The organism is Pseudomonas sp. 22526 (genome assembly GCF_052044735.1).
Taxonomy (GTDB): domain Bacteria; phylum Pseudomonadota; class Gammaproteobacteria; order Pseudomonadales; family Pseudomonadaceae; genus Aquipseudomonas; species Aquipseudomonas piscium.
Map to the genome: position 1 here is coordinate 49344 of NZ_JBQENK010000018.1, position 25345 is coordinate 74688.

General features: G+C 63.1%; 25 protein-coding genes. 14 read left to right on the forward strand and 11 right to left on the reverse strand.

Annotated elements, in window-relative coordinates; genetic code table 11:
* Window positions 1-93: 93 nt before the first annotated feature.
* Window positions 94-1014, reverse strand: coding sequence for a dihydrodipicolinate synthase family protein (locus ACTJKT_RS23975; protein ID WP_123410971.1), 921 nt, complete (start codon window positions 1012-1014; stop codon window positions 94-96).
* 495 nt (window positions 1015-1509) lie between these two features.
* Between ACTJKT_RS23975 and ACTJKT_RS23980 the strand changes: the two genes are divergently transcribed.
* The 8 genes from ACTJKT_RS23980 (at window position 1510) to ACTJKT_RS24015 (ending at window position 8512) form a co-directional block, all read left to right on the forward strand.
* Window positions 1510-2442, forward strand: a complete 933-nt coding sequence (locus ACTJKT_RS23980) for a 4-hydroxyproline epimerase (RefSeq protein WP_440788814.1) — start codon at window positions 1510-1512, stop codon at window positions 2440-2442.
* Window positions 2439-3572 (forward strand): NAD(P)/FAD-dependent oxidoreductase, encoded by a 1134-nt coding sequence (locus tag ACTJKT_RS23985; RefSeq protein WP_440788815.1) that lies wholly within the window; start codon window positions 2439-2441, stop codon window positions 3570-3572. The genes ACTJKT_RS23980 and ACTJKT_RS23985 overlap by 4 nt, the downstream gene beginning before the upstream one ends.
* Window positions 3569-3802 carry a 2Fe-2S iron-sulfur cluster-binding protein gene (locus tag ACTJKT_RS23990; protein ID WP_440788816.1) on the forward strand — a complete coding sequence of 78 codons (234 nt, stop codon included), beginning with the start codon at window positions 3569-3571 and terminating at the stop codon, window positions 3800-3802. Before ACTJKT_RS23985 ends, ACTJKT_RS23990 begins: the two co-directional genes overlap by 4 nt.
* On the forward strand, window positions 3799-5064 hold the full coding sequence (locus ACTJKT_RS23995) for an FAD-dependent oxidoreductase (protein WP_440788817.1): 1266 nt from the start codon (window positions 3799-3801) through the stop codon (window positions 5062-5064). The genes ACTJKT_RS23990 and ACTJKT_RS23995 overlap by 4 nt, the downstream gene beginning before the upstream one ends.
* Before the next feature lie 117 nt (window positions 5065-5181).
* On the forward strand, window positions 5182-5958 hold the full coding sequence (locus ACTJKT_RS24000; protein WP_025803970.1) for an AraC family transcriptional regulator: 777 nt from the start codon (window positions 5182-5184) through the stop codon (window positions 5956-5958).
* A gap of 222 nt (window positions 5959-6180) precedes the next feature.
* Window positions 6181-7080 (forward strand): AarF/UbiB family protein, encoded by a 900-nt coding sequence (locus ACTJKT_RS24005; protein ID WP_440788818.1) that lies wholly within the window; start codon window positions 6181-6183, stop codon window positions 7078-7080.
* Between the two features lie 281 nt (window positions 7081-7361).
* A complete protein-coding gene (locus tag ACTJKT_RS24010; protein ID WP_025803965.1) occupies window positions 7362-7865 on the forward strand; it encodes an inclusion body family protein in 504 nt (167 codons plus the stop codon).
* 119 nt (window positions 7866-7984) lie between these two features.
* Window positions 7985-8512 carry an AidA/PixA family protein gene (locus ACTJKT_RS24015; RefSeq protein ID WP_440788819.1) on the forward strand — a complete coding sequence of 176 codons (528 nt, stop codon included), beginning with the start codon at window positions 7985-7987 and terminating at the stop codon, window positions 8510-8512.
* Between the two features lie 62 nt (window positions 8513-8574).
* Here the strand turns inward: ACTJKT_RS24015 and ACTJKT_RS24020 are convergent, their stop codons facing one another.
* The 8 genes from ACTJKT_RS24020 to yiaY form a co-directional block, all read right to left on the reverse strand.
* Complete coding sequence (locus ACTJKT_RS24020; protein WP_440788820.1) at window positions 8575-9660, reverse strand: type I restriction endonuclease; 1086 nt, start codon at window positions 9658-9660, stop codon at window positions 8575-8577.
* A gap of 164 nt (window positions 9661-9824) precedes the next feature.
* Window positions 9825-10349 carry a DUF4142 domain-containing protein gene (locus ACTJKT_RS24025; protein ID WP_440788821.1) on the reverse strand — a complete coding sequence of 175 codons (525 nt, stop codon included), beginning with the start codon at window positions 10347-10349 and terminating at the stop codon, window positions 9825-9827.
* A 137-nt stretch (window positions 10350-10486) separates the two neighbouring features.
* The gene (locus ACTJKT_RS24030; protein WP_440788822.1) at window positions 10487-11836 is read right to left on the reverse strand and encodes a diguanylate cyclase domain-containing protein; all 1350 of its coding nucleotides are present in this window, start codon (window positions 11834-11836) and stop codon (window positions 10487-10489) included.
* Between the two features lie 111 nt (window positions 11837-11947).
* Complete coding sequence (locus tag ACTJKT_RS24035) at window positions 11948-12586, reverse strand: LysE family translocator (RefSeq protein ID WP_097302288.1); 639 nt, start codon at window positions 12584-12586, stop codon at window positions 11948-11950.
* Between the two features lie 127 nt (window positions 12587-12713).
* Entirely contained in the window at window positions 12714-13130 is a 417-nt protein-coding gene (gene fos / locus ACTJKT_RS24040) for a fosfomycin resistance glutathione transferase (RefSeq protein ID WP_440788823.1), read from the reverse strand.
* 183 nt (window positions 13131-13313) lie between these two features.
* Window positions 13314-13985 carry an epimerase gene (locus ACTJKT_RS24045; protein ID WP_440788824.1) on the reverse strand — a complete coding sequence of 224 codons (672 nt, stop codon included), beginning with the start codon at window positions 13983-13985 and terminating at the stop codon, window positions 13314-13316.
* A 218-nt stretch (window positions 13986-14203) separates the two neighbouring features.
* A complete protein-coding gene (locus tag ACTJKT_RS24050; protein ID WP_097302281.1) occupies window positions 14204-14776 on the reverse strand; it encodes a TetR/AcrR family transcriptional regulator in 573 nt (190 codons plus the stop codon).
* Window positions 14777-14973: 197 nt separating this feature from the next.
* Window positions 14974-16122 (reverse strand): L-threonine dehydrogenase, encoded by a 1149-nt coding sequence (gene yiaY / locus ACTJKT_RS24055; protein WP_440788825.1) that lies wholly within the window; start codon window positions 16120-16122, stop codon window positions 14974-14976.
* 157 nt (window positions 16123-16279) lie between these two features.
* Between yiaY and ACTJKT_RS24060 the strand changes: the two genes are divergently transcribed.
* Entirely contained in the window at window positions 16280-17299 is a 1020-nt protein-coding gene (locus tag ACTJKT_RS24060; RefSeq protein ID WP_440788826.1) for a DUF4917 family protein, read from the forward strand.
* Window positions 17300-17573: 274 nt separating this feature from the next.
* On the opposite strand, the gene ACTJKT_RS24065 is transcribed toward ACTJKT_RS24060, so the two are convergent.
* A complete protein-coding gene (locus tag ACTJKT_RS24065; RefSeq protein WP_097302275.1) occupies window positions 17574-18116 on the reverse strand; it encodes a helix-turn-helix domain-containing protein in 543 nt (180 codons plus the stop codon).
* A gap of 159 nt (window positions 18117-18275) precedes the next feature.
* Between ACTJKT_RS24065 and ACTJKT_RS24070 the strand changes: the two genes are divergently transcribed.
* Together ACTJKT_RS24070 and ACTJKT_RS24075 are read left to right on the forward strand one after the other, a co-directional pair.
* Window positions 18276-19058 carry an aldolase gene (locus ACTJKT_RS24070; protein ID WP_440788827.1) on the forward strand — a complete coding sequence of 261 codons (783 nt, stop codon included), beginning with the start codon at window positions 18276-18278 and terminating at the stop codon, window positions 19056-19058.
* Window positions 19059-19088: 30 nt separating this feature from the next.
* Entirely contained in the window at window positions 19089-19976 is an 888-nt protein-coding gene (locus ACTJKT_RS24075; RefSeq protein ID WP_440788828.1) for a dihydrodipicolinate synthase family protein, read from the forward strand.
* A gap of 213 nt (window positions 19977-20189) precedes the next feature.
* Here ACTJKT_RS24075 and ACTJKT_RS24080 read toward each other — a convergent pair whose 3' ends face one another.
* Entirely contained in the window at window positions 20190-20525 is a 336-nt protein-coding gene (locus tag ACTJKT_RS24080) for a YegP family protein (RefSeq protein WP_025803954.1), read from the reverse strand.
* Between the two features lie 216 nt (window positions 20526-20741).
* On the opposite strand from ACTJKT_RS24080, the gene ACTJKT_RS24085 reads away from it, so the two are divergent.
* The 3 genes from ACTJKT_RS24085 to ACTJKT_RS24095 all read left to right on the forward strand — a co-directional run bounded on the left by ACTJKT_RS24085 (window position 20742) and on the right by ACTJKT_RS24095 (window position 24930).
* Window positions 20742-21281, forward strand: coding sequence for an RNA polymerase sigma factor (locus ACTJKT_RS24085; RefSeq protein ID WP_097302271.1), 540 nt, complete (start codon window positions 20742-20744; stop codon window positions 21279-21281).
* Window positions 21278-22237 carry a FecR family protein gene (locus tag ACTJKT_RS24090; RefSeq protein WP_440788829.1) on the forward strand — a complete coding sequence of 320 codons (960 nt, stop codon included), beginning with the start codon at window positions 21278-21280 and terminating at the stop codon, window positions 22235-22237. The genes ACTJKT_RS24085 and ACTJKT_RS24090 overlap by 4 nt, the downstream gene beginning before the upstream one ends.
* A 119-nt stretch (window positions 22238-22356) precedes the next feature.
* Entirely contained in the window at window positions 22357-24930 is a 2574-nt protein-coding gene (locus tag ACTJKT_RS24095; RefSeq protein ID WP_440788830.1) for a TonB-dependent hemoglobin/transferrin/lactoferrin family receptor, read from the forward strand.
* Window positions 24931-25345 lie beyond the last annotated feature (415 nt).

Below are 25345 nucleotides of genomic sequence, written 5' to 3' on the forward strand. Positions count from 1 at the left end.
AGGGCGCCGACGTGGTGAAACACGGTGATTGTTCTTCTCGTGGACCAGGACGCCCCCAACGACACAGGGAGCGGGAGCGTCCTGTCGGCTGGCTTACAGACCGACGTCGGGCAATTGCGGACGCTCGGCCAGGGCCTTGGCGACTATCGCCTTGACCTCGGCCAGGGTCTCGCCCTGCAGGGCCAGGCGCGGTGGGCGGGTGATCGAGGAACCGCGACCGACCAGTTCCTCGCAGAGCTTGATGCACTGCACCAGGTCGGGACGGGCATCCAGGTGCAGCAGCGGCATGAACCAGCGGTACAGCGCCAGGGCTTCCTCGAAGCGTTTTTCCTTGGCCAGGCGGAACAGGGTCTCGCCCTCTTTCGGGAAGGCGTTGGACATGCCGGAGACCCAGCCCTCGGCGCCGACGGCGATGCTTTCCACCACCACGTCATCCAGGCCGGCGAACAGCACGAAGCGGTCGCCCACGGCATTGCGCAGGTCGATGAAGCGTCGGGTATCGCCGGAGGAGTCCTTGAAGCAGACGATGTTTTCGCAATCCTGCAGAGCGATCAGCACATCCGGGGTGACGTCGTTTTTGTAGATCGGCGGGTTGTTGTAGACCATCACCGGCAGGTCGGTGCCGGTGGCAATGGCCCGAAAGTGCGCGGCGGTTTCATGGGACTTGGCCGAATACACCAGGGCCGGCATCACCATCACCCCATCGACCCCGACCTTGGCCGCTTCGCGCACGGTGTTGCGGGCGAACTCGGTGGTGAACTCGGCGATCCCGGCAATCACCGGCACGCGGCCGCCGGCAGCGTCCTTGGCGACCTCGATCACCGAGAGTTTTTCCGCGGTGCTCAGCGAGGTGTTTTCGCCCACGGTGCCGCACACCACCAGGCCCGACACACCGTCGGCCACCAGGTTGCGCATGACGCTGTGGGTGGCGTCCAGGTCCAGGGAAAAGTCAGCTTTGAACTGGGTGCTGACAGCAGGGAACACACCGCTCCAGTGGATGGCTTTACGGCTCATGGTCTTGTCCTTGTTAGTTGAGTCGGTCGGGGCCGACAGGCGTTGGAAACGAAAAACAGATTCCGCCTTTCGCCGCCTTGGAGCTTGAGACTTTTCCCGCCTAAGCAAGACGAAATCGGCATATTTGCCCAATCGCCTACAGACCTTTTCTGTCCATTGCGCCTGCGCACTACCCTCCTTCGACCCGCCTGAAATCCCCTGCGCCAGCAGCCGCACCGCACACCTGTAGCCGCTGCCGAGGCACGAGGCTGCGATCGGGTTGGGCGGCATTCCGACGAAGCGGCCGCCAGCCCTGTGTCCTCGGTCTCTCTGACAAACCGAGTTGCCGGGTTTACGACTGCTGCGCAGCCGATCGCAGCCTCGTGCCTCGGCAGCGGCTACAGGATTGGCGGAAAGCCCCACTGTGCCGATTTCGTCATCCGCCGCAGAGAAAACCCACAAGCGATACAGCCCTTTCCCGAGCCAATCTGTAGGCCTTTTCCGTCAGGTGATGCCATGAAAAAAATAACCGTCATCGATTCACATACGGGGGGCGAGCCGACTCGCCTGGTTGTCGACGGCTTTCCCGATCTGGGCAGCGGTTCGATGGCCGAACGGCTGGCGATCCTGCAAGAGCGCCACGATCGCTGGCGCACTGCCTGCGTGCTGGAACCGCGGGGCAGCGACGTGCTGGTGGGGGCCTTGCTGTGCGAACCCCAGGCGGCGGATGCCTGTGCCGGGGTGATCTTCTTCAACAACAGCGGCTACCTGGGCATGTGCGGCCACGGCACCATCGGCCTGGTGCGTTCCCTATATCACCTGGGCCGTATCGAACCCGGCGTGCACCGTATCGAAACCCCGGTGGGCACCGTCAGCGCCACCCTGCACGACGACCTCTCGGTCAGCGTGCGCAACGTGCCGGCCTACCGTTACCGCAGCGCCGTCGAGCTGCAGCTGCCCGGCCACGGCACCGTCCGCGGCGATATCGCCTGGGGCGGCAACTGGTTCTTCCTGATCAGCGAGCATGGCCAGCGCATCGCCCTGGACAACGTCGAAGCCCTGACCCACTACAGCAGGGCCGTGCGCGAAGCCTTGGAGGCTGCCGGCATCAGCGGTGCCGACGGCGGTGTGATCGACCATATCGAGCTGTTCGCCGACGACGAGAATGCTGACAGCCGCAACTTCGTGCTGTGCCCCGGCAAGGCCTACGACCGCTCCCCCTGCGGCACCGGTACCAGCGCCAAGCTGGCCTGCCTGGCCGCCGACGGCAAACTGGCGCCCGGGGCGACCTGGCGTCAGGCCAGCGTGATCGGCAGCCAGTTCAGCGCCCACTACGAGCAGGCGGGCGAGCAGATCATCCCGACCATTCGCGGCACCGCCCATATCAGCGCCGAAGCCAGCTTGCTGATCGAAGACAGCGATCCCTTCGCCTGGGGCATCCTCTCGTGAGCGAGCCGGCCGAAGCCGATGTACTGGTGATTGGCGGCGGCATAGTCGGGGCCGCCTGCGCCCACGAAATGGCTCGCCGTGGCCTGCGGGTGCGGGTGCTCGACAACGCCAGCGGCGGCGCCACCGGCGCGGGCATGGGCCACCTGGTGGCGATGGACGACAACCCCGCCGAACTGGCGCTGAGTCACTACTCCATCGGCCTGTGGAACCAGCTGCGCGCGCACCTGCCAGCCGCCTGTGCCTACCGCAATTGCGGCACCCTGTGGCTGGCCGCGGCCCCGGCGGAAATGGACCTGGCCCGGGCCAAGCAGGCGACCCTGGCCCAACACGGCGTGGCAGGCGAATTGCTCGACAGCACGACCCTGGCCGAACTCGAACCCATGTTGCGCAAAGGTCTTGGCGGCGCCCTGAAAATCCCCGGCGACGGCATTCTCTACGCCCCGGCCACGGCCCATTGGCTGTTGCACAACACACCGGGGATCAGCTGCGAGCGGGCCAGGGTCAGCGCCATCGCCGCCCAGCGCGTGGAGCTGGATGACGGACGTGTGCTGCGCGCCGAGTACCTGGTGCTGGCCAACGGTCTGGCGGCGCGGAACCTACTGCCGGAGTTGCCGCTGCGGCCGAAGAAGGGCCATCTGCTGATCACCGATCGTTACCCGCAACAGGTGTCCCACCAACTGGTGGAGCTGGGCTATGCCGCCAGCGCCCACGCCAGCAACGGCACCTCGGTGGCGTTCAATGTGCAGCCACGGCCGACCGGGCAATTGCTGATCGGCTCGTCCCGGCAGTTCGATACTCTCGACCCGGCCATCGAACCCGAGGTGCTGCGGCCGATGCTGCAACGGGCCGTGACCTATCTGCCGGGTCTGGCGCAACTGAATGGCATCCGCGCCTGGACCGGCTTTCGCGCTGCCACCCCGGACGGCCTGCCGATCCTTGGTGAACATCCACGATACAAAGGCCTGTGGCTGGCGGTCGGTCATGAAGGCCTGGGTGTCACCACCGCCCCCGGCAGCGGCCGTCTGCTGACCCATCTGATGCTCGGCGAACGGCCGGATATCGACGCCCAGGCCTATCGCCCCGAACGCTTCGCCGAGCTGACCGCCACCCCGACAGGAAGCGCCCCATGATCATCTACCTGGACCATCAGGCGCTGACCGTGGGCGATGGCCTCAGCGTCGCCGCCGCCATCGCCAACAGCGGCGACCCACGTACCCGAACCTCCTGCACCGGCCAGCCCCGGGCGCCCTTCTGCGGCATGGGCATCTGCCAGGAATGCCGCATGACCATCGACGGCCGGCGCCAACTGGCCTGCCAGACCCTGTGCCGCGAAGGCATGCACGTGGAGCGCACGCCATGAAGCAACAGCGCCTGAACTGCGACATCCTTATCGTCGGCAGTGGCCCGGCGGGCCTTGCTGCGGCCCGGGCGGCGAGCCGCAGCGAGCTCTACATCGTCCTGCTCGACGACAACCCGCGCCCCGGCGGCCAGATCTGGCGCAACGGGCCCGGCGTCACACTCAACGGTATCGCCCGCGAAGCCTTGCAGGTGCTGGAGCATCCACGGCTGCGCTATCTGCCCGGCACCCGAGTGGTGGCCGGCGCCGGTGCCAATGCCCTGCTGCTGGAAAATGCCGAGCAGGCTTTGCTCGTCCACTACCAGAGCCTGATTCTGTGCTGCGGCGCCCGCGAACTGCTGCTGCCCTTCCCCGGCTGGACCTTGCCCGGAGTGACAGGCGCCGGGGCCTTGCAGGCGCTACTGAAAAACGGCCTGGCCATGGCCGGCGAGCGGGTGGTCATCGCCGGCAGCGGGCCCTTGCTGCTGGCCAGCGCCGCCACCGCCCGCCAGGCCGGCGCCCGGGTCGAGGCGGTCCTGGAACAAGCCCCGCTGGCCGCGCTGGCGACATTCGCCGCCGGGCTCTGGCGCTGGCCGGCCAAGCTCGGCCAGGCCGCCGGGCTGGTCACCACGGCCTATCGCTACAACGCCCATGTGCTCGAAGCCCTGGGCGACGATCGCCTGGAAGCGGTGCGCATCCAACAGGGCGAGCAGGTTCGGGAAATATCCTGCGAGCGCCTCGCCTGCGGTTTCGGCCTGGTGCCCAACACCACCCTGGCCAGCCACCTGGGTTGCCAGCTACAGGCCAACGCCATCGCGGTGGACCGTTACCAGACCACCAGCCTCGCCCAGGTGTACGCGGCCGGCGAATGCACCGGGGTCGGCGGCAGCGAACTGGCGAGGGTCGAAGGCGAGATCGCCGGGCTGGCCGCCAGCGGGCAGACCCAGGAGGCCATGGCGCTGATCCAGCGTCGGGCCCATTGGCAGGCGTTCGCCGAGCGAGTGAGTGAAACCTTCGCTCTGCAACCCGCGCTTCTGCGCCTGGCACGACCTGATACGCTGCTGTGCCGCTGCGAGGATGTGCCTTACGCCGCCGTGGCTGGCGAAGCGGGCTGGAGCGAGGCCAAACTGCACAGTCGCTGCGGCATGGGCGCCTGCCAGGGACGGGTCTGCGCCACGGCGGCACAGGCCCTGTTCGGCTGGGCCGCGCCGACACCACGATCGCCCCTGGTGCCGGCGCGGATCGAGACCTTGCTGATGGAGTCATCGACGCCCGGCGTGAAGTGAACAGCAGACCCTTGCCGCAGGCCGCACACCAGCGGCCAAGACGCCTCGGGATTCAAGGATGAGCCAGTAGACCCAAAGTCGCGGGGCGCGCCCCGCCCCTAACAAGAGCAGCCCTTGATGATCGACACCGCTCAGCTGCACCGTCTGCCCGAAGCCATCGCCAGCCAGGCGCCCGAGGATATTCACAGCCTCCTGGGCAGCATGGCCCTGGTGATCCCGCTGCTCGACACCCTGCCCAACGCGGTGTTTTTCATCAAGGACCTGCAAGCCCGCTACCTCACCGCCAACCTGACCCTGGCCCAGCGTTGCGGTTTCAAGAACGTCGCGCCGCTACTGGGCAAGACCTCGGCCGAGGTGTTTCCCGCCGTGCTCGGCCCGGTCTATACCGAGCAGGACCAGCGCGTGCTGCGCCAGGGCATCACCATCAAGGGCCAACTGGAACTGCACCTGTACGGCAGCCGCGAACCCGGCTGGTGCCTGACCCACAAGCTGCCGCTGCACGGGCGCGACGGGCGGATCATCGGCATGGCCGGCATCTCCCTCGACCTGCAGGCCGCCCGTGACGCGCACCCGGCCTACGAACGCCTGGCCGCGGTGGACCGGCATATCCGCGAGCACTACAACGAAGCCATCCGCCTCGACGACCTGACCCACATCGCCGACCTGTCCATCGCCCAACTGGAGCGCTACTGCAAACGCATCTTCCACCTCACCCCGCGGCAGATGATCCACAAAGTGCGCCTGGAACACGCCTCGCGCCTGCTGCTCGGCGAACTGCCGATCACCGACGTCGCCCTGCAATGCGGCTACACCGACCACAGCGCCTTCAGCCGCCAGTTCAAGGCCCTGACCGGCGTCAGCCCACGGCAGTTCCGGCAGAACGCCGCGCACTGAAGCATTCCACGAGCCGACTCAACCCCAGCCAACACAATCTGCGGTCGGACAAATCGTTGCATGGTTTTTTCCATCGCCAGGGCATACAAGGCCGCAGAACCCGGATGAATTTCGTGAACGCCAGGACCTGCGATGAATTATGATGCGCGCCCTTTCGGCTCGCGTATCAGCGCAGGCTCACAGCGCCACCCCTCGTTCGCCATCCAAGGCCAGGAACCCTACATGCTTCACCTCAGGAGCTTCACCCGAACGCTGCATCGGCAGCAGATCAATGGCGTGACCTTCCATTTCGATCCATCCCATAGGCACGAACTGGACAGGCTGATACGGCGTTTTTTTGCCAAGCCTGAGCAGTACCTCACGCTGGATATTCCGGAAGACACCCGGGGCGTCTTCCTGCTCGAAGGCGAACGCCAATGGGTGCTCAAGCGCAACCGCCTGACTCACTGGAAAAAGCAGCTGCAGAACTTCCTCGGGCTCAAGCGCAGCTTCGGCCTGCACGACCTGACCAATGAATTCATCAACCTGTCGGTGGTGTCGGGCAAATCCGCCCTCTCGCCCCAGGTCTCGGCGTTTGGCTACAAGGGGCGTTTTCCGTTCCTGCGCGAAGAGTACTTGCTGGTGGGTTTCTGGGCGGATCATTGCAGTGTCGACGACCGCCTGCTGGCCCATCCCGAGCAGGCCGAAACCCTGTTGCCGGCGATCTTCCGGTTGTTCGGCCAGATGCTCGACGACGACTTCGTGCACATGGACCCCCACCCGAAAAACATTCTGGTCGCCGCCGATGGCCGACTGCGCCTGATCGACTTCGAGTGCTGCGCCCACTCGGTACTCGACCGCGACTTCAGCCTGGGTTTCCTGCTGGGTTACTTCTACCGCTTCTGGTTCCGACGCTTCATCTCACAGCAGGATTACGACCGGCTTTGCGAGGCCTACCTGAACGCGGCGCAACCCAACCTGGATCGCGCCATCTTCCAGCCGGTGTACCAGCGCTTCCGTGACCAAAACGTCTCACGCAGCACGCGTTACCGCATCCTTACCTGTGCCCGGGCACAAGCGGCGTTCCAGCGTGAAATCGGCGGCCCCCGAGGCCAATCCGCTACCCCGCTCAAGCGCTCTTGATAAGCGTTTTTTTATCGCCAAGTAGCAGGTGCTTAGTCCAAAAACAACCGTCCGTCGCCATCAAGGCTGTCCTTTTTGACAGCCCCTTTGGTGGTTCTATAGTGCAGACGCGGCCTGTTGGAAGGAACCCGGGTCGTCAGACAGTAGGCAGGGAGCCAGGCCAGCTCGTATCCGTGACAGACGGGTTCCGCAAAGAAGTGCGCACGTACAACGGCCGCAAGGCATTCAACGTTGTGGTCTCTGGCAAGCGCCAGACACTTACTCTGAAAAGGAGCTTCACCATGTCTCGAGTCACGGATATTCTCGTTTCGATCGACACCGAAACCATCCTGAAAAACTACCCGAACATCAGCAAGAACCCGGCTGCGCCGACGATGATCGACGTCAACCACGTCTATATGGTGACCAACCAGAACAACGTCGTCAGCGGCCAGGCTGGTGGTGAGCTCAACCTCAAGGCCCAGGTCGGCGACCTGATCCGCTGGCGCGAAACCAGCCTGTCGCAGAGTTTCGAAACCGCGGTGGTGTTCTACAAGTTCATCGGCAACCAGGGCAACGACCTGATCTCCACCCCGACCCCGCGCAAGGCCACCGCCTGCGTGGCGGTCCCCAACACCAGCAACCCGTCGGTGCCAAGCTGTCAGAAAGTGGACAACTACTACTGGTCTTCCGAAACCCTGGCCTGCGGCAGTGTCACCTACCACTTCAACTTCCTGATCGTGGATCGCAGCTGCCAGATCGTCGGCTGCTGCTCGTGGGATCCGTTCATTACCATTCGCAACTGATGCAAGCGGCCCCTTGGCGACAAGGGGCCAACCTGCCCCGCGACCGCTCCGACTGAAACAGGATGTCTCGCCCAAGCCGGAGCCGTTGCTGCTCGTCAACATCATGAAAGGAAAACGTGATGTCTACCGACACTTCAGTTTCTGCCCTCGACGCGGCCCATCTGTTGCTCATCGTCGACGCCGAAACGCTGCTCTCGCGCTACCCGCAACCGAGCCAGGACCCCGACGATCCGACCGCCATCGACCAGGGCTTCATGTTCACCCTCGGCGGTGCCCACCTGCCGAATGGCAGCGGCACCGACGATGCCCTTAACCTGATCGCCAGCATCGGCCAGGTCTTTCATCTCCGTGGCCGGACCATCGCCCTGCGCGCCGAGCACAGCGTGCTGATCTACAAGATTGCCATTAGCGGCGCCGGCGTGCTGTCGCAGCCGGAACTGCTGGTCAAGCCGGACCAGGACATCCCGGCCCTCGACCTGGAGAATCCCGACCAGCCGATCTGCCACCAGGCCGACGACCACTTCTGGCGCGTTACCCATCTCAAGCCCGGCGTCGAAACCTGCGAGATCAGCTTCATGCTCGTCGACACCCAGTGCCAGGTGCTGGGGTATTTCAAGCGGGAAATCGGGGTGACGCTGACGGAATGAGTCAGACAAAAAAGAACCGGCGTAGCCCACCGGTTCTTTAACCCGTACCAACTGCAGATTTTCTAGTCGTAATACCCGACGGTTTTTTTCAGGTGATCGGAGTACTCGTAGATCTCATCGACAGAGCTGATCGGATGACGGGTCTCATTCTTTTCCTCGTCAAAAATCCCGATGTACTTCTGTGAACGGTTGAAGTGCAGGCGGCAAATCGGTTTTCGGTTGTTGTCGTCGAGCAAGATACCGAAGTAACTCTGAGTGTCCCTTTGGACGATACGCTTGGCATCGACCACGGAGCGAACCACCGCACGGACGATGTGATAGCCCTCAAGCTCCTCCAACGTCGTCAGCACCTTATCGTCCGCTGTCTCTGCATCATCGTTATCGGCACTCCCCGCTCCGGAGGCGGAGGCAACCGAAAGAGACGGCTGGATAGCGCCACTCATTGCAGACTTGAGACGATCATTGATTTGATCATTGAGAAATTGCCCCACCGCTTTTCGAGTCAGCTCATAAAACTGCTCCCGGACTTTTTGGGTAATCACTCCGTCGTATACCCGCGATGCAAAGACTTTGACGAAGTCATCGTCTGGCTTACTAACCTGAGAAGCGATGACTTTTTTGATCTGGCTAACGTACTTCAGCTCACCTGCCGCGCTGATAATCGACTCCACATCAAAAGACGACTTGGTCAGCTTGGTCAGCTCTGGTACCGAATACTCGTCGATATCGAGCAGGTCCAGTTCAAGGAAGGGTTTCTCATCCATTTTGTTGGGAGCATCCAGGTCGGTGAAAAACTTATAAACCTGGCCATTGGTAAGGATGGAAATCCGCGCACTGGTGACATGGAAGTAACGAAACAATTGCGACGCATGATTGATATGCAAGGGTTCGCCGATCTTCTTGCACTCGATGAGGATCTGAACCTCCCCATCTTTCATAATCGCGTAATCGATCTTCTCGCCCTTCTTGGTTCCTACATCACAGACAAATTCTGGCGTCACCTCCGTCGGATCGAATACGTCATAGCCCAACACCGTGCTGATGAAGGGCATGACAAAAGCATTTTTTGTCGCTTCCTCCGTCTGAATGGCTGCTCCCTGCAGACGTACCTTGGCAGCAAGACTGGTTAACTTCTCGAAAAATTCCATGAGTGGCCTCTTACCTGTTTCGATCCGTGTTTTAGCGTGATGGCAAATCGACTACCACTTGATACTAGACACAAACCGCTACAAAGAAAGACGCCCCCACTCTAGAGAGAATGCCGGGATGGGCTGGTTCTCAAGCGGCTGGAGAAACCGCTGCAAGACGGCAATCAACCATCCAACTGATCCAAAGCCCGACCAGCCTTGAGGGCCTTGGCCATTTGCAGGTGGTTTTGCAGTTTCGGCAGGGTCTCTTCGGCGAAGGCCTTGAGCTCGGGGACCTCGGTGATTTCGGCCTGTTGCTGGATCTGCTCGATGGCCTCTTCGGTGGCCTTGACCTGGCTCTCGGCATAGGCGGCATCGAAGGCTTCGCCTTCCGGAACCTCGGGGATCAGCGCCTTGGCCTTGCTGATCACTGCTTCCCGTGGCGCCACGGGCAGGTCGAGTTTCCTGGCGATTTTCGCCAGGTGCTGGTTGGCGGTGGTGCGGTCGTTGATGACCAGGATGGTGTAGTCCTTGATCGCCTTGGAGGACGTCTTCTGGTGGGCCAGGCGACTGGCCTCGATGTCGGCCATGCCCTTGGCCGAGGCGTCGTCGATAAACTCCGCGGGGGATTGGGCGAACGCCGCGCTGGCGCTCAGGCCAAGCAGCAACGCGAAGCCGGTGCGGGACAGATGGGTGGCCATGAAGCTCATGGTGTCGGCCTCCTTTGATCAGGTGGCGGCGCACGGCGCCTGCACAGAGTGAGAGTTTTCAGGCCATCGAAGGTTTGAAAAAGTTGCATCGGCCACGACGAACGGTTGCCAAAAAACCATCGGATCCGCGGCTTCTTTCAGGCCCGGGACGGGCTCCGCTGGGCGCGCTTGGCGGCGTACATCGCCTCGTCGGCGTGCTTGAACAGCTGCTTTTCGTCATGGCCGTGTTCGGGAAACAGGCCGATGCCGATGCTCGGCAGAATACTCAGCTGATGGCCGTCCAGGCGCAGAGGCTCGTTGAGCGCCTGGCGAATCTTGCCGGCGACGATGCCGGCATCTTCCGCATGCTGGATACAGCCGAGCAGCACCACGAACTCATCGCCACCGATCCGCGCCACGGTATCGCTCTCGCGCACGCAAGCCTTGAGCCGGTTGGCCACCGCCTGCAACAGCATGTCGCCCACGGCATGGCCGAAGGTGTCGTTGACCTGCTTGAACCGGTCCAAATCGACATAGAGCAAAGCCATGCGCCCGGACTCGCGACGGGCTCGGGCCAGAGCGCTGCGCAGGCGTTCACGCAGCAATTCGCGGTTGGGCAGCAGGGTCAACTGGTCGTACTGGGCCATGTACTGCAGGCGCGCATGCAGCTGCTTGCGCTCGATGGCGGTGGCGAGCTGAGCGCAGACGTACTGCAGCAGCTCCTTGTCCTGCTCGGTGTATCGCTCGTCGCCCGGCGCGCTCTTGACAATCAGCGCGCCGATGGTGCCCTTCTGCGAGTTCAGCGGTACACCTAGCCAACAGGGTGAGTGCTGGTCGGCGACGGCATCCGGCAGCGCTGGCAACGGCCCGTAATTGCCGGGGGTCAGCAGCAACGGCTGGCCACTGCGGATCACCTCGGCACACAGGCTGCCGGTCACCGTACCCGGTTGCTCCGGGCAACGCTCACGGTCGTCGACGTGATAGGGAAAGCTCAGCGCCTGGCATTGCTCGTCGAACAGCGCGACAGAGAAATTCAGCGCCGGCAGCCATTCACCGATGATCCGGTGCACGCGCCCGAACAGCGCCAGCAGGTCCTCGGCGGCATGGGCCGCTTCGGAGATCGCATACAGCGCCGCCTGCCGCGACTCGGCCTGCTTGCGTTCGGTGATGTCGCGGGCCACGGCGATGCGCAGCTGGTCGACCTCGGACCAGCGCGCCGACCAGAGGATATGGGCGACCTGCCCGTCCTTGCGCAGGTAGCGGTTCTCGAAGTTGGGCATGGGTTCGCCGGCCATGATCCGGTCGGCGGCCTGCAGGGTGCGCGCACGGTCCGCGGGGTGCACCAGCTCGATCATGCGCCGGCCCACCAGTTCGTCCGGCGTGTAGCCGAAAATGCGTTCGCAGGCGGCGCTGACGAAAACGAAACGACCCTCGACATCCACTGCACAGACGGCGTCCAGCAGAAGGTCGATGAAACTGGCCAAGGGCTCGGAGTTGTTGGTTGCCATCAGGGAACGACACTGCCTGTGAAGATAAAGCGCCGAGTATCAATCCCTGGGTTCCGGCAGCTGCGCAAAGCCGCTGCTTGTCCGTGACTGTCGCAACCTTGCGGACAGCCTTTATGCCTTGTTCGCCAGCAACCCCGGAACGGCATGCAGCAAAGCGTTGATGGCAAACCCGATGAACATCACGCCGCAAAGCCGGGTGATCGCCAGTTCATGGCGCTGATACAGGGTCCGTACCCGCCGCGCACCGACGATGCCAATGAGAATAGCGTATGCGCCGATACCGCCGAGGAAACTGAGGAAGATCAGCCAGGGCAGCATCGACCAGTTGAGCAGCTCGGCGCGACTGGACAGCAGCGCGGTGAAAGTCGCCACCGCCACCGGGTACGCCTTGGGGTTGGTCAGGCCGAACAGGATGCCGTGCCAGAACGGCTGGCGCGCCGGGCCCTGGGGTTCCTGCGCGCTGCCGCGCTGGCTGCGGATCGCCCGCAGGCCAAGCCAGAACAGATACAGGCCGCTGAGCACGCCGAGCACATCGAAGGCGCTGCTGCCGATCTCCCGCGCACCGACAATGGCGATCAGCGCGGTGCTGCACCAGACCACATCGCCCAGCAGATGCCCGCAGAGAAAGCCGGCCCCGGCCCGTCGCCCTCGCGCGGCGCCGATGCCGAATACCGCCAGCACGCCGGGCCCGGGAGTAATGCCGTAGATAAAGCCCGAGGCGAGGACAGCCAGTAACAGCGAAGAAGTCATGCCACACTCCGAAGCGCCGAAGGTGGCGCGGTTTTGATCGCAGGATTCTGCCGGCTTGTGCGCCCCCGCACCACCCCACAATGGTCGTCACAGCGACAATCAGGCGTCTTGAAACGGCGGCAGCCGGTCATTCGTCGGTAAAGATCGTCATCCCTGCATAGGGCTGCTGCCGGCAGGCGCGCAAGCGCGAGGCCAGATCGCCGACATGGGCTTCCAGCTGGTGGCCGTCGGGGTCGAGAAAATAGAACGAGGCGCCTTCGCTGCGGTTGTCGCGCCACTCCCGCACGCCGGCAGCACGCAGGCGCTGAGCGAACGCCACGAAATGCCCGGCCTCGATGCTGAAGGCGTAATGGGTGTAGTCCGGTACTTCCGCCGGGCGGCGCGACGGGTCCAGCGACAGGCACAGCCACAGGCCCGGCAGCGACAGATAGGCGCCGCTGTCCCAGCTGGCGTCCAGGCGCAGGCCCAGCAGGTCGCGGTAGAACCCCAGGCTGCGGTTCAGATCAGTAACGGCGAGGGTCAGGTGGTTGAGGCCGGTCAGCATGCAAAGTCCTTGTAGGAAGAAAGTCCTGATCGTGGATGCAATGCAAGAGTATCTGACCGGCCAGGCCTGGCAAGCCGACAAACTCGGCAAAGCCTTGGCAGAGACAGGCGACTTCACAAGCCCGGCGACAGGAACGAGCCCGCTCGCGAATCAGGCTCGAAGAGGACGCAGGATATTGCCCTTTCAGCGCCCGGACGCAAGCCGGTTGATCGCCTCCCCTTCGATGATCGCCGTGGGCGCGCCATGCCGGGCCACTGTGAGCATGGCCTTGCCGACCTCCTCGGTGCTGGTCACCGCGTTGGGCCAGCGCCGCCGGGCCCAGGACAGCAAGGGCCCGAACACGCTGTAGAACATCTGGTAGAAGGCCGTTTTCGACCGGATGCCGTGCAACGGCTGGATAGCCGCCGGGCGGAACAGGTAGACCGCCTTGAACGGCAAGCGCTGCACGGCGTTTTCCGTGCGGCCCTTGACTCGCGCCCACATGACTCGCCCCTGCTCGCTGCTGTCGGTACCGGCGCCGGAAACATAGACAAAGGTCATCTGCGGATTGAGCCGCGCCAGGATAGTGGCGGCGTCCAGGGTCAGGTCGTAGGTCAGCCGGCTGTACTCCGCTTCCGCCATGCCCACGGCGGACACACCCAGGCAGAAGAAGCAGGTGTCGAAGCCCTGCAATTGGGTCTCCAGTTGGCGGTAGTCGAACATATCGCGGTGCTGCAACTGACGCAGTTTTTCATGTGTGCGGCTCAACGGCGTACGACCGATGGCCAGCACTTCCTGCACGTCGGGGGCCAGCAGACACTCACGCAAGACGCCCTGCCCGACCATGCCGGTGGCGCCGAATAGCAGAACTCTCATGGCAATACCTATTGGTTATTGAGCGGGAAAGACCCGCAGCCCATCGACGGCGGCAAAGTCGCCAGCACCGCCTCGGCAATATCGCGTCCCAGGCCACTCGCACTTCCCGTAATCCACCAGACTCTGGACATGACTCACTCCTGCTGCACGCTAAGGTCAATTTAATGAGTGATTACTCACTCATATTCCACGTAAGAAAAAAGCGCGAAGGTTGCGCCTTATTTCCTGGCAATCGCATTCCACAGCGCCTCGAACCCTGCCTCGCTGTACTGCTCTTTCTGCGCAGGTTCGCGAATGATGAAGTCCACGGTGGTGTCCGCCATGGCCCCCAGGATCGCCGCGACAAAGGCCGGCGGCTCGGCGCGAAACATCTCGGACACCATGCTCTCCCGGATCAGGTCATTGACCTCGGCGAAGTCCTGCATGCCCCTCAGCTTGCTTTGCTCGGTGACTTGCCCGCTCAGGCCGAGCAGGGTCATGACCTTGCGCTTCTGCGGCTCGGCCACGCCCCAGTCGATGTAAGCCTGCCAGACATGATGCAGACGGTTCTTCACCGTCTCGCCGCGGGGATAATCGGGCATCATCACATCCCGCAGCTCGCTCTTGAGGTCCAGATAAAGCTGGTTGAGCAGATCGTCCTTGGTGGCGAAGTAGTTGAACAGCGTCCCTTCGGCGACCCCCGCGGCCTTGGCGATTTTCAACGCAGGCGAAGCCAGGCCCTGCTCGGCGAACACCTCGATGGCGGCACTGAGAATGGCGTTACGTTTGTCTGCGCTTTTGGGACGGGCCATGGGGAAGGATGTGCCTGGCGATAAATGAGTGATTACTCAGTTAAACACCTGAGGCATTTTTTTGGCAAGCCCCATTTGTGCCCTTCCTGAAGGAGCGAGCTTGCCCGCGATCGATCGCGTCAGCGATCAAGACAATGTTCTGCGTTGTCTTGACGGACATCGCGAGCAAGCTCGCTCCTATAGGGAATGGGGATGGGTCAGAACGCGCTGCGGAAGATTTCTTCGATCTGGCGCTGGTCGGCGCTGCGTGGGTTGGTCAGGCCGCAGGCGTCTTTCAGGGCGTTGGCGGCCAGGACCGGAATGTCCGTCAGCTTGGCGCCCAGGTCACGCAAACCGTTGGGGATCTCCACATCCCGGGCCAGACCGCGAATGGCGCTGATGGCCGCCTGCGCGCCCTCCTCCGGGCTGAAGCCACGGATGTCTGCGCCCATGGCGTGGGCCACGTCGGTCAGGCGTTCGGCGCAGACCATGGCGTTGAAGCTCTGCACATGGGGCAGCAGCACCGCGTTGCATACACCGTGGGGCAAGTCGTAGAAGCCGCCCAACTGGTGCGCCATGGCATGCACGAAACCCAGCGACGCATTGTTGAAGGCCATGCCGGCGAGGAACTGGGCGTAAGCCATGTTTTCCCGGGCCATCAGGTCGCTGCCATCGTGCACCGCCTGGCGCAGGTTCTGGCTAATCATGGTCATGGCTTTCAACGCGCAGGCATCGGTGATCGGGTTGGCCGCGGTGGACACATAGGCTTCGATCGCGTGGGTCAGCGCGTCCATGCCGGTGGCGGCGGTCAGGCCCTTGGGCATGGCGACCATCAGCGCCGGGTCGTTGACCGACAGCAGCGGCGTGACATTACGGTCGACGATGGCCATTTTCACATGGCGCTGCTCGTCGGTGATGATGCAGAAACGGGTCATTTCGCTGGCGGTGCCGGCGGTGGTGTTGATGGCGATCAACGGCAGCTGTGGTTTGGTCGAACGGTCGACGCCCTCGTAGTCGCTGATATGCCCGCCGTTGGTGGCGCACAGGGCAATGCCCTTGGCGCAGTCATGGGGCGAACCGCCACCGAGGGAAACCACGAAATCGCAGCCGCTCTGCTGCAATTGCGCCAGGCCCTTCTCGACGTTGTCGATGCTCGGGTTGGGCTTGGCGCCATCGAAGACCACCGAATCTATGTCCTGCATCGCCAGCTTCTCGGCAATCATCCCAGCCACCCCGGCCTTGGCCAGGCCAGCGTCGGTGACGATCAGCACCTTGCGAAAACCGTAGTTGCGAATCGCGACCATGGCCTCGTCGAGGCAGTCGATACCCATGATGTTCACGGCGGGAATGAAAAAAGTGCTGCTCATGGCGCGTCCTCCAGGCTAGGGGCGGATCAGCCGTGCCGATCCGGCAAATGCCCACAGGATCGACCCATCGGTCACGCGCGTTGTTGATCTGGCTCAAGGGTCGGTCGTGATAAAGTCGGCGCCCTGTACACCTTCTGCCTTGAGACGACGAACCGCGATGATGGATTTCCAGGAATTTGATACCGACCTTGAAGACTGGACCGCCTTGCGCGCCAGCACGCCGATCGCCGGCCTGCTGATTGGCAACGGCGCCAGCCGAGCGGTGTGGGAAGACTTCGCCTACGACTCGCTGTTCGAGAATGCCCGCACCGTCGAGGAAAAGCCCCTGAGCCAATCCGAGCTGAGCGTGTTCGACGCCCTGCAGACCCGCAGTTTCGAGCAGGTGCTGGGCGCGCTGAAGACCACCAGCCGGGTCAACAAGGCCCTGGCCGTCAGCTCCGCGGCGCCGCGCAATCGCTACTACGCGATCAAGGAAGCGCTGATCAATACCGTGCATGCGGTGCACATTCCGTGGCGCCTGGTGCAGCCGGCGACGCTTTCGCAGATCAACCAGGAACTGCGCCGCTACCGCACGGTGTTCACCAGCAACTACGACCTGCTCAACTACTGGGCGATCCAGCACGATGCCCAGGGCATCGACGACCTGTTCCAGGGCGCCGACCCGAGCTTCGACATCTGCCAGACCGCCAGCCAACAGACCCGCGTGCTGTACCTGCACGGCGGCCTGCACCTGGTGCGCAACCAGGACGGCACCGCGCGCAAGCTGGGCTCCACCGAAGGCACCCTGCTGGGCAACTTCGCCATCAACAACACCCTGAAGACCCTCGACGATGTGCCGCTGTTCGTCAGCGAGGGGCCGGTGGCGGACAAGCTCAAGACCATTCGCAGCAGCGACTACCTGTCGTTCTGCTACCAGCAGTTGCTCAACCACAGCGATGCGCTGTGTATCTTCGGCCACGACCTCGGCCCCCAGGACAGCCACCTGGTGCAGGCAATCCGTCAGGCCGGGGTGCGGACCCTGGCGATCTCGATCCAGCCGCGCAGCAAAGCCTTTATCCAGAACCAGAAACGGCGCTACGCCAAGCTGTTCGAGGGGATGGAGGTGACGCTGCGCTTCTTCGATTCGAAGAGCCATGCCCTGGGCGCGCCTGCGCTGTCGGTGCCGGTCGAGCGCTGAAAGCTACCCACTATCCGTAGGAGCGAGACTTGCCCGTGATCCAGACACCGCGGTCTGTCTGTATGGACGCCATCGCGAGCAAGCTTCGCTCCTACAGTTTTCGTGCTGGTACTCCACCTGTAGCCGCTGCCGAGCACAGCGAGGCTGCGGCTACGCAAATGCATGAACAACCCACAATCCGTAGGAGCGAGGCTTGCCCGCGATCCAGGCATCGCGGTCTGTCTGTATGGACGCCATCGCGAGCAAGCTTCGCTCCTACAGATGCGGGGGCGGCTCAGTCTTCGCCGCTGTGCACCACCACCAGCAACTGCGCCTGCACCTCGCCCACCGAGCGCAGGCGGTGGGGTTTCTGCGCGTTGAAGTGCAATGCGTCGCCACGGTTGAGGATCACCCGCTCGTTCATGAAATCCACTTCCACCTGCCCTTCGTGGACAAACAGGAACTCTTCCCCCAGGTGTTCCTTGAAGCTCTTGTCGGTGAACTCCCTGGGCGGGTAGATGATGAACGGCAGCAGGCTGCGCTCGCTGACCTGATGCGCCAGCACCGCGTAACCCGGCGCCTGGTCGTTGGCCGCCAGCGACTGGCGTTCGTCACTGCGCACCAGGCTGTAGCTGTCCAGGCTGACCTTGTCTTCGGCGAACAGCTCCTCGACGTTCACGTTCAACGCCTTGGCCAGTTTCAACGCCGCGGCAATCGAGGGCGTGTTCAGGCCCCGTTCGACTTTCGACAGGTAACTCTTGGTCATGCCGGATTTCTCGGCCAGCGCCTCAAGCGTCACGCCAAGTTTTTTTCTCAATAATTTCAAACGGATAGACATGCGGAACGGTTAACCCATCAAGGAGGCGATGATTTTTCCTTGCCAATGACACAATGTGTCATATAGCCTCTTTAGTGTCATTTGCTTTCACCCAACGACCTTGCGAGCAGCGGGAGCTGGCAAATCCGACGTCCATTGAAACGACCAAAGGACACCGATATGGCCAAGACACTAGCATTACCCAAAGAGCAACTGGTCAAGCAAGCCTTGACCCAGATGCAAAACACCCTGGCGGATAATACGTGGACCGACCGGCAAAAGCTGGCGCTGACTTGCCGCATCCTGTTCGAGAACGGCCACGACTCCGGCCTGGCCGGGCAGATCACCGCCCGCGGCCCGCAGCCGGGCACCTACTACACCCAGCAACTGGGCCTGGGTTTCGATGAAATCACCGCGGGCAACCTGCTGCTGGTCAACGAAGACCTGGAGGTGCTCGAAGGCCACGGCATGCCCAACCCGGCCAACCGTTTCCACAGCTGGGTGTACCGCGCCCGCCCCGACGTGAACTGCATCATCCACACCCACCCGACCCACGTCGCCGCGTTGTCGATGATCGAAGTGCCGCTGGAAATCTCCCACATGGACCTGTGCCCGCTGTACGACGACTGCGCCTTTCTCGAGGCCTGGCCGGGCGTGCCGGTGGGTAACGAAGAAGGCGAGATCATCTCCGCGGCCCTGGGCGACAAGCGCGCCATCCTGCTGTCGCACCACGGCCAGCTGTCCACCGGCGCCAGCATCGAGGAAGCCTGTGTGATCGCCCAGTTGATCGAGCGCGCCGCCAAGCTGCAATTGCTGGCCATGGCCGCCGGCACCGTCAAGCCAATCCAGCCGGAGCTCGGTCGCGAGGCCCATGACTGGATCTCCAAGCCCAAGCGTCACGCCGCCGCCTTCAACTACTACGCTCGGCAGAACCTCAAGCAACACGCCGATTGCCTGAACTGAAACCACCCCATTCGCTAAAGGAGCGTCGCCATGTCGAACGCCAACATTCACGGCATCATCGGCTACACCATCACCCCGTTCACCGCCAAGGGTGAGCAACTGGACCTGGACACCCTCGGCCGTTCCATCGATCGCCTGATCGACAGCGGCGTGCATGCCATCGCGCCCCTGGGCAGCACCGGCGAAGGCGCTTACCTGAGCGACGCCGAGTGGGACCAGGTCGCCGAGTTCAGCATCCGCCACATCGCCAAGCGCGTGCCGACCATCGTCAGCGTTTCCGACCTGACCACCGCCAAGGCCGTGCGCCGCGCGCGGTTCGCTGAGGCCAAGGGCGCCGATGCGGTGATGGTGCTGCCGGCTTCCTACTGGAAACTCAGCGAAGCCGAGATCCTCGGCCACTACCAGGCCATCGGCGACAGCATCGGAGTGCCGATCATGCTCTACAACAATCCGGCCACCAGCGGCACCGACATGTCGGTGGAGCTGATCCTGCGGATCTTCAACGCCGTGGAAAACGTGACCATGGTCAAGGAGAGCACCGGCGACATCCAGCGCATGCACAAGCTGCAACTGCTGGGCGAAGGCCAGGTGCCGTTCTACAACGGTTGCAACCCGCTGGCCCTGGAGGCCTTCGCCGCCGGCGCCAAGGGCTGGTGCACCGCCGCGGCGAACCTGATCCCGCAGCTCAACCTGGACCTCTACCATGCCGTGCTGGACAACAACCTGGACCTCGCGCGCGCGCTGTTCTACCGCCAGTTGCCGGTGCTCGACTTCATCCTCAAGGGTGGCCTGCCGACCACCATCAAGGCCGGGTTGAACATGACCGGGCTGCAGGTCGGCGACCCGCGTCTGCCGGTGTTCCCGCTGGGTGAGGCTGGGCGTAATCAATTGCAGGCCATGTTGAACGTAGTCCGCTGATCGGGCCCTGGCTGTAGGGGCGATCTTGCGGGCCTCATCGCCGGCAAGCCTGGCTCCTACAGAAGCCAGGGCGCCACCGACCTGTAGGAGCGAGGCTTGCCCGCGATAGCGGTACATCAGGCACAACACCTTGCCTGGCTCCAACATAAAGCGCCGCCCAACAAAAAGCCCGACAGGTTGTCCTGTCGGGCCTTTTCGTTTCAGGGCAGAAAATTAAACGGTCTTGTCCTTGATGGTGGTAGTCGGACCGTTGGTCTTGACGCTTTCAATCCCGCCGTCGCGCGCCGCCTCGGACGAATAGCGCTGGCTACTGCCGATGATCTGGTGGTTCGCCGCCTTGAGGTTGAAATAAGGCTTGCCGTCCTTGGAGACTTCCTTGGCGTAGCGGGCCTCGGTGGGGCTATTGGTCTGCACCGAAGCGATGCCGTTTTCGGCGGCGCTGCGGGAGGAATACAGCTCACTCGTCAAAATGGTTTCAGCGTTGCCAGCCTTGAGGACGAAGCGGAACTGCCCGTCACTGCTTTTGCTCAATTCATACCATCCAGCCATGGTCCTGCTCCTGAGTGTCCGAAGATGCGAATGCACTTCGGAGTAAAGCCTGTCTTTGCCGGTTTACCAGCGTTTTGGGGTGTGTTGCTGAGGCACGCAGCATCTGACAGGAAAAACCGCATCCGGTTCATGACACGAAACTCATGCAGACAAATAGTAATAATTCTCGATATCATTCGCGACTTTTCTGCCCGGCAGTACTTGCGAAGGATTTTCATGTCTCGCTTCAAGCCCGACCCCACCTCGGCGGACACCGTCCGCGGGTTCTATGCGGACATCCTGCATTACCTGCGTAAACGCACGGACAACGCCAGCGATGCGGCGGACATGACCCAGGACGTCTTCACCCAATGGCTCGATTACCGCGACCGGGCCAAGGTCGAACAACCCCGCGCCTTTCTGTTCCAGATGGCGCGCAACCTGCTGCGCGATCACTGGCGCCGGCAGAAGGTCAGGCACAAGGTGCACCACGAACCGCATGCAACAGAACCCGAGCCGCTGGCCGACGAACACCAGGAGCCACTGCCCGCGGCCCAGCGCCTGCAACGCCTGGAGCGCTTGAAGAGCGTGCTCGCCGAACTCTCGCCGCGCCGCCGCGAAGCCCTTATGCTGCACCGCTTCGAAGGCCTGAGTCAGGCGCAGATCGCCGAACGCATGGGCATATCCCTGAGCATGGTGGAAAAACACATCGCCTTTGCCCTGCTGCACTGCAAGCAGCGCCTGGAACAGGAACACGGCAAGGAGCAAGCACAATGACCCGCCCCCGCGACACCGAGCACGAGATCGACAGCATCGATGCCCAGGCGGCCGGCTGGTTCACCCGCAATCGCGAGGACCACAGCCAGGCCACCCGCGACGCCTTCGCGGCCTGGTCCAGCGAACCGGCCCATGCCCGGGCCTACGCCGAGTTCGAGCGTTTGTGGGCCGACCTGGCCGAACTCGAACAACTGAACCGACCGACGCCGCTGCCGGTGCGCCAAAAGCCGCGTTGGCGCCCGGCCCTGGCGGTCGCTGCCGCGCTGGTCTGCGCACTACTGGCCATCGAACTGGGCGCCCCGCCGGCGATCTATTCGCAACAGATCGCCGCCCAGAACCAGGGCATGCGCAGCTTCAACCTGCCCGACGGCAGCACCCTGTACGTCAACGCTAACACCCGCCTGCGCATCGACTTCACGGCTCAGCAACGCAACCTCTATCTGGACCAGGGCCAGTTGTACCTGGAAGTCGCCGCCGACAAGGAACGACCGCTGTGGGTGCATTCCGGCGCGGCCCGGGTGCGGGTGGTCGGCACCGGCTTCGATGTGCGACGCGGCGAGAAACAACTGGTGGTCAGCGTCGCCCATGGCCAGGTGGCCTTCGTTCCCGACGAACAGAAGCCCGATTCGCTGCTGCTCGGCGCCCGCCAGCGCGGGATCTATGACTACGCCAGCGGCACCTTGCGGGAACAAGCGGTGAACGTCGACGAGGTCGCCGACTGGCGCGGCGGCCACCTAGCCTTTCGCAATCGCGACCTGGCCAGCCTGGTGGACGAGTTGAACCTCTATCGCCGCCAGCCGGTGCTACTGGCCGACGGCGCCCTGGGCAATTTCAAGGTCTCGGGCAACCTCGATGTGCAGGATCCGGACGCTCTGATCAAGGCCCTGCCAGCCCTGATTCCGGTGAAAACCCTGGCCCTGGCCGACGGCCGCGTGCGCATCGAAGCCCGGCGCTGAACCCATATGCGAATATTTTGCATTCGCATATGAGGTTTTATTTTACTGACGCGTCTTCCTCCGGTCTGCGTTGTTTACGCACACCTTTTCTGGCCTTTGTCGCCGCTCCGGGGGATTTCATGTTTCGCGCGTCTTATCACTTGCAGCTCATCTGTTCGCGTCCGACCTTGCTCGCCGCCTGCCTGGCATTCAGCCTGCAGGCCCAGGCGCAAATCCAGGCAGAGCAGCTCAACTTCGCCCTGCCCGCCCAGCCGCTGGCGGCCTCGCTGAGCCAGGTGGCGCAACAGGCGAAGATCCAGCTGCTGTTCGACGAAGAGTTGCTGCGCAACGTGAAGGCCCCGGCGCTGAAGGGCGATTTCAGCCCCGAGGCGGCCATCCAGCAGCTGCTGGGCGGCAGCGAGTTCAGCCTGGTCAAGGTCGACAAGACCTACGTGGTGCGCCCCGCGGAAAACAGCAGCACCCGCAGTTCGGCGCTGCAGCTGGGCGCCATGAGCGTCATCGGTAGCGGCCTGGAAGTGGACTCCGCCACGGTCGGCCGCTCGACCCTGAACCAGGCCGAAATCGATCGCCACCAGGCCACCAACATTCCCAGCCTGATCGCCACCCTGCCCGGCGTCAGCCTCGGCGGCTCGCTCAAGCCCGGCGGCCAGACCATCAACATCTGGGGCCTGGGCGATGCCGAAGACGTGCCGATGAGCGTCGACGGCGCAACCAAGAGCGGCTTCGAACGCTACCAGCAGGGCTCGATCTTCATCGAGCCGGAACTGATCAAGCGCATCGAAGTGGAAAAGGGCCCGCACTCGCCCGAGACCGGCAACGGCGGTTTCGGCGGCACCGTGCACATGGAGACCAAGGACGCCCCGGACCTGCTGCTGGAAGGCCGCGACACCGGCGCCATGCTCAAGTACGGCTACAGCAGCAACAGCCATGAGCAGGCCTACACCGGCGCGGTGTACGGCCGCACCGAGGACCGCCGTTTCGATGCCCTGGCCTACTGGACCAAACGCGACGGCGACGACATGAAGCTGGCCAGCGCCCAGCCGGACCCGCGCAACGCCTACCCGATCAACCCCAAGCGCCTGCCCAACACCGCCCAGGACCTGGACGGCGAACTGTTCAAGCTGAACATGCAACTGACCGACGAACACCGCCTCGGCTTGAGTTACATGCGTTCCAACAGCGATATCTGGGCGCCCTTCTCGGCCAAGAGCTACCCGACGCCACCGACCCAGAGCGATATCGACAAGTACGGCTACGACGGCGCCACCCGGCGCTTCCTGGCCCAGCGCAATACCATCGACACCACCTGGCAGGCCAAATACCAGTACACACCGCTGGACAACCCGTGGATCGACTTCGAGGCCAAGTATTCCGACTCCAAGACCGACCAGACCGACGAGCGCGGCCCGAACGCCTACGCCCAGCCCGCCTCCGGTGGCCGCAAGATCACCGTGGGTTACGAGGACAAGATCCTCTCGCTGAAAAACACCAGCCGCTTCAGCACCGGCCCGCTGGAACATGCCCTGACCCAGGGCATCCAGATCCGCAAGCACAACCGCGAAGTGGACATGTGGATGCCGGGCAAGACCTATGAGGTGCCCAAGTACAACTACGGGCATTACCAGCCGGGCTTCATGCCCCATGGCAAGGTCGACAACAACGCCTTCTATATCCAGGACGCCATCACCCTGGGCAACTTCACCCTGACCCCGTCTCTGCGCTACGACCATGTGCGCAACCGCGGGCAGAAAAACGACGCGCCGGCCTACAACAGCCCCAACCCGGTGGTCGGTCACGATTACGGCGACAAGACCTACACCGGCTGGTCGCCACGGCTGTCGGCGTTCTGGACGGTCACCCCGCAATTCGCCCTGTTCGCCGACTACAGCAAGACCTGGCGCGCGCCGGTGATCGACGAGCAGTACGAAGTCCAGGCGGCCGGCACCACCCGCTCCTCCACCAGCCGCGACCTCGACCCGGAGCGCATCACCGCGTTGCGCGCCGGTAACATCACCAGCTTCTCCAATGTGTTCAGCGATGCCGATACCGTGCAGATCCGCACCACGGTGTTCCGCAATGAGATCAAAGACGAAATCATGAAGAACCTGGGGATCGGCTGCCCCGAGCAACTGAGCAGCGGCAAGAACATCGGCCAGGTGTGTAACCAGCCGACCATCGGGGTCTACCGCAATATCGGCGACCTGACCATCAAGGGCTTCGAGGTCGAGAGCTTCTACGATTCGACCTACCTGTTCGGCTCGCTGTCCTACTCCTGGATCACCGGCAAGCATGAAGGCGCCTACACCAACCCCTGGGGGCCGAATGTCTGGGCCCGGGACATCCCGCCACGCAAGTGGGTCGCCACCCTGGGAGTGAAAATCCCGCAGTGGGACGCGCAAGTGGGCTGGCAGGGCCAGTGGGTACGCCAGACCGACCGGGTGCCGAGCGACATCTACCCGAGCGGCCCGGCCAGCGCCTCGGGCGATTCCTACTGGGACCAGTACGAGAACAAGCGATACAACGTGCAAGGCCTGTTCGCCAACTGGAAACCGCAGCAGCCGTACCTCAAGGGCACCGAGGTCAACTTCACCCTGGACAACATGTTCAACCGCGATTACCGCCCCCCCCTGAGCGGCGAAAACGCCTCGAGCCTGGGGCGCAACGCCAAGATCAGCGTGACGCGGTTCTTCTGAACCGGCGTTACCCGATCGATCGCCATCGCGAGCAAGCTCGCTNCCCTGTAGGAGCGAGCTTGCTCGCGATAGCAGTACGTCAGATACACCGCGTTGCCCCAATCGCCGGCAAGCCTGGCTCCTACACAAACCAAGATCGCCACGGACCTGTAGGAGCGAGGCTTGCCCGCGATGACATTCTCACAGCCGCAGGAGGTCCTGCGACCAGCGTGGCCCGGACCATCGCAGCCTCGCTAAGGCTCGGCAGCGGCTACAGGTATTTGTCAGGGAGAGGTGTTGAGTGGCAAAGAGGTTTCGCTTTGTTTTGTAGGGTATTTCCGAGAAAATCCCCAACGCCTTTGAGCGCCTTGTACCCCTCAGATCGATCAGGCAGTCTGCCTGGGTCGCTGCAAAATCAGCGGCCCGGATGTGGAAG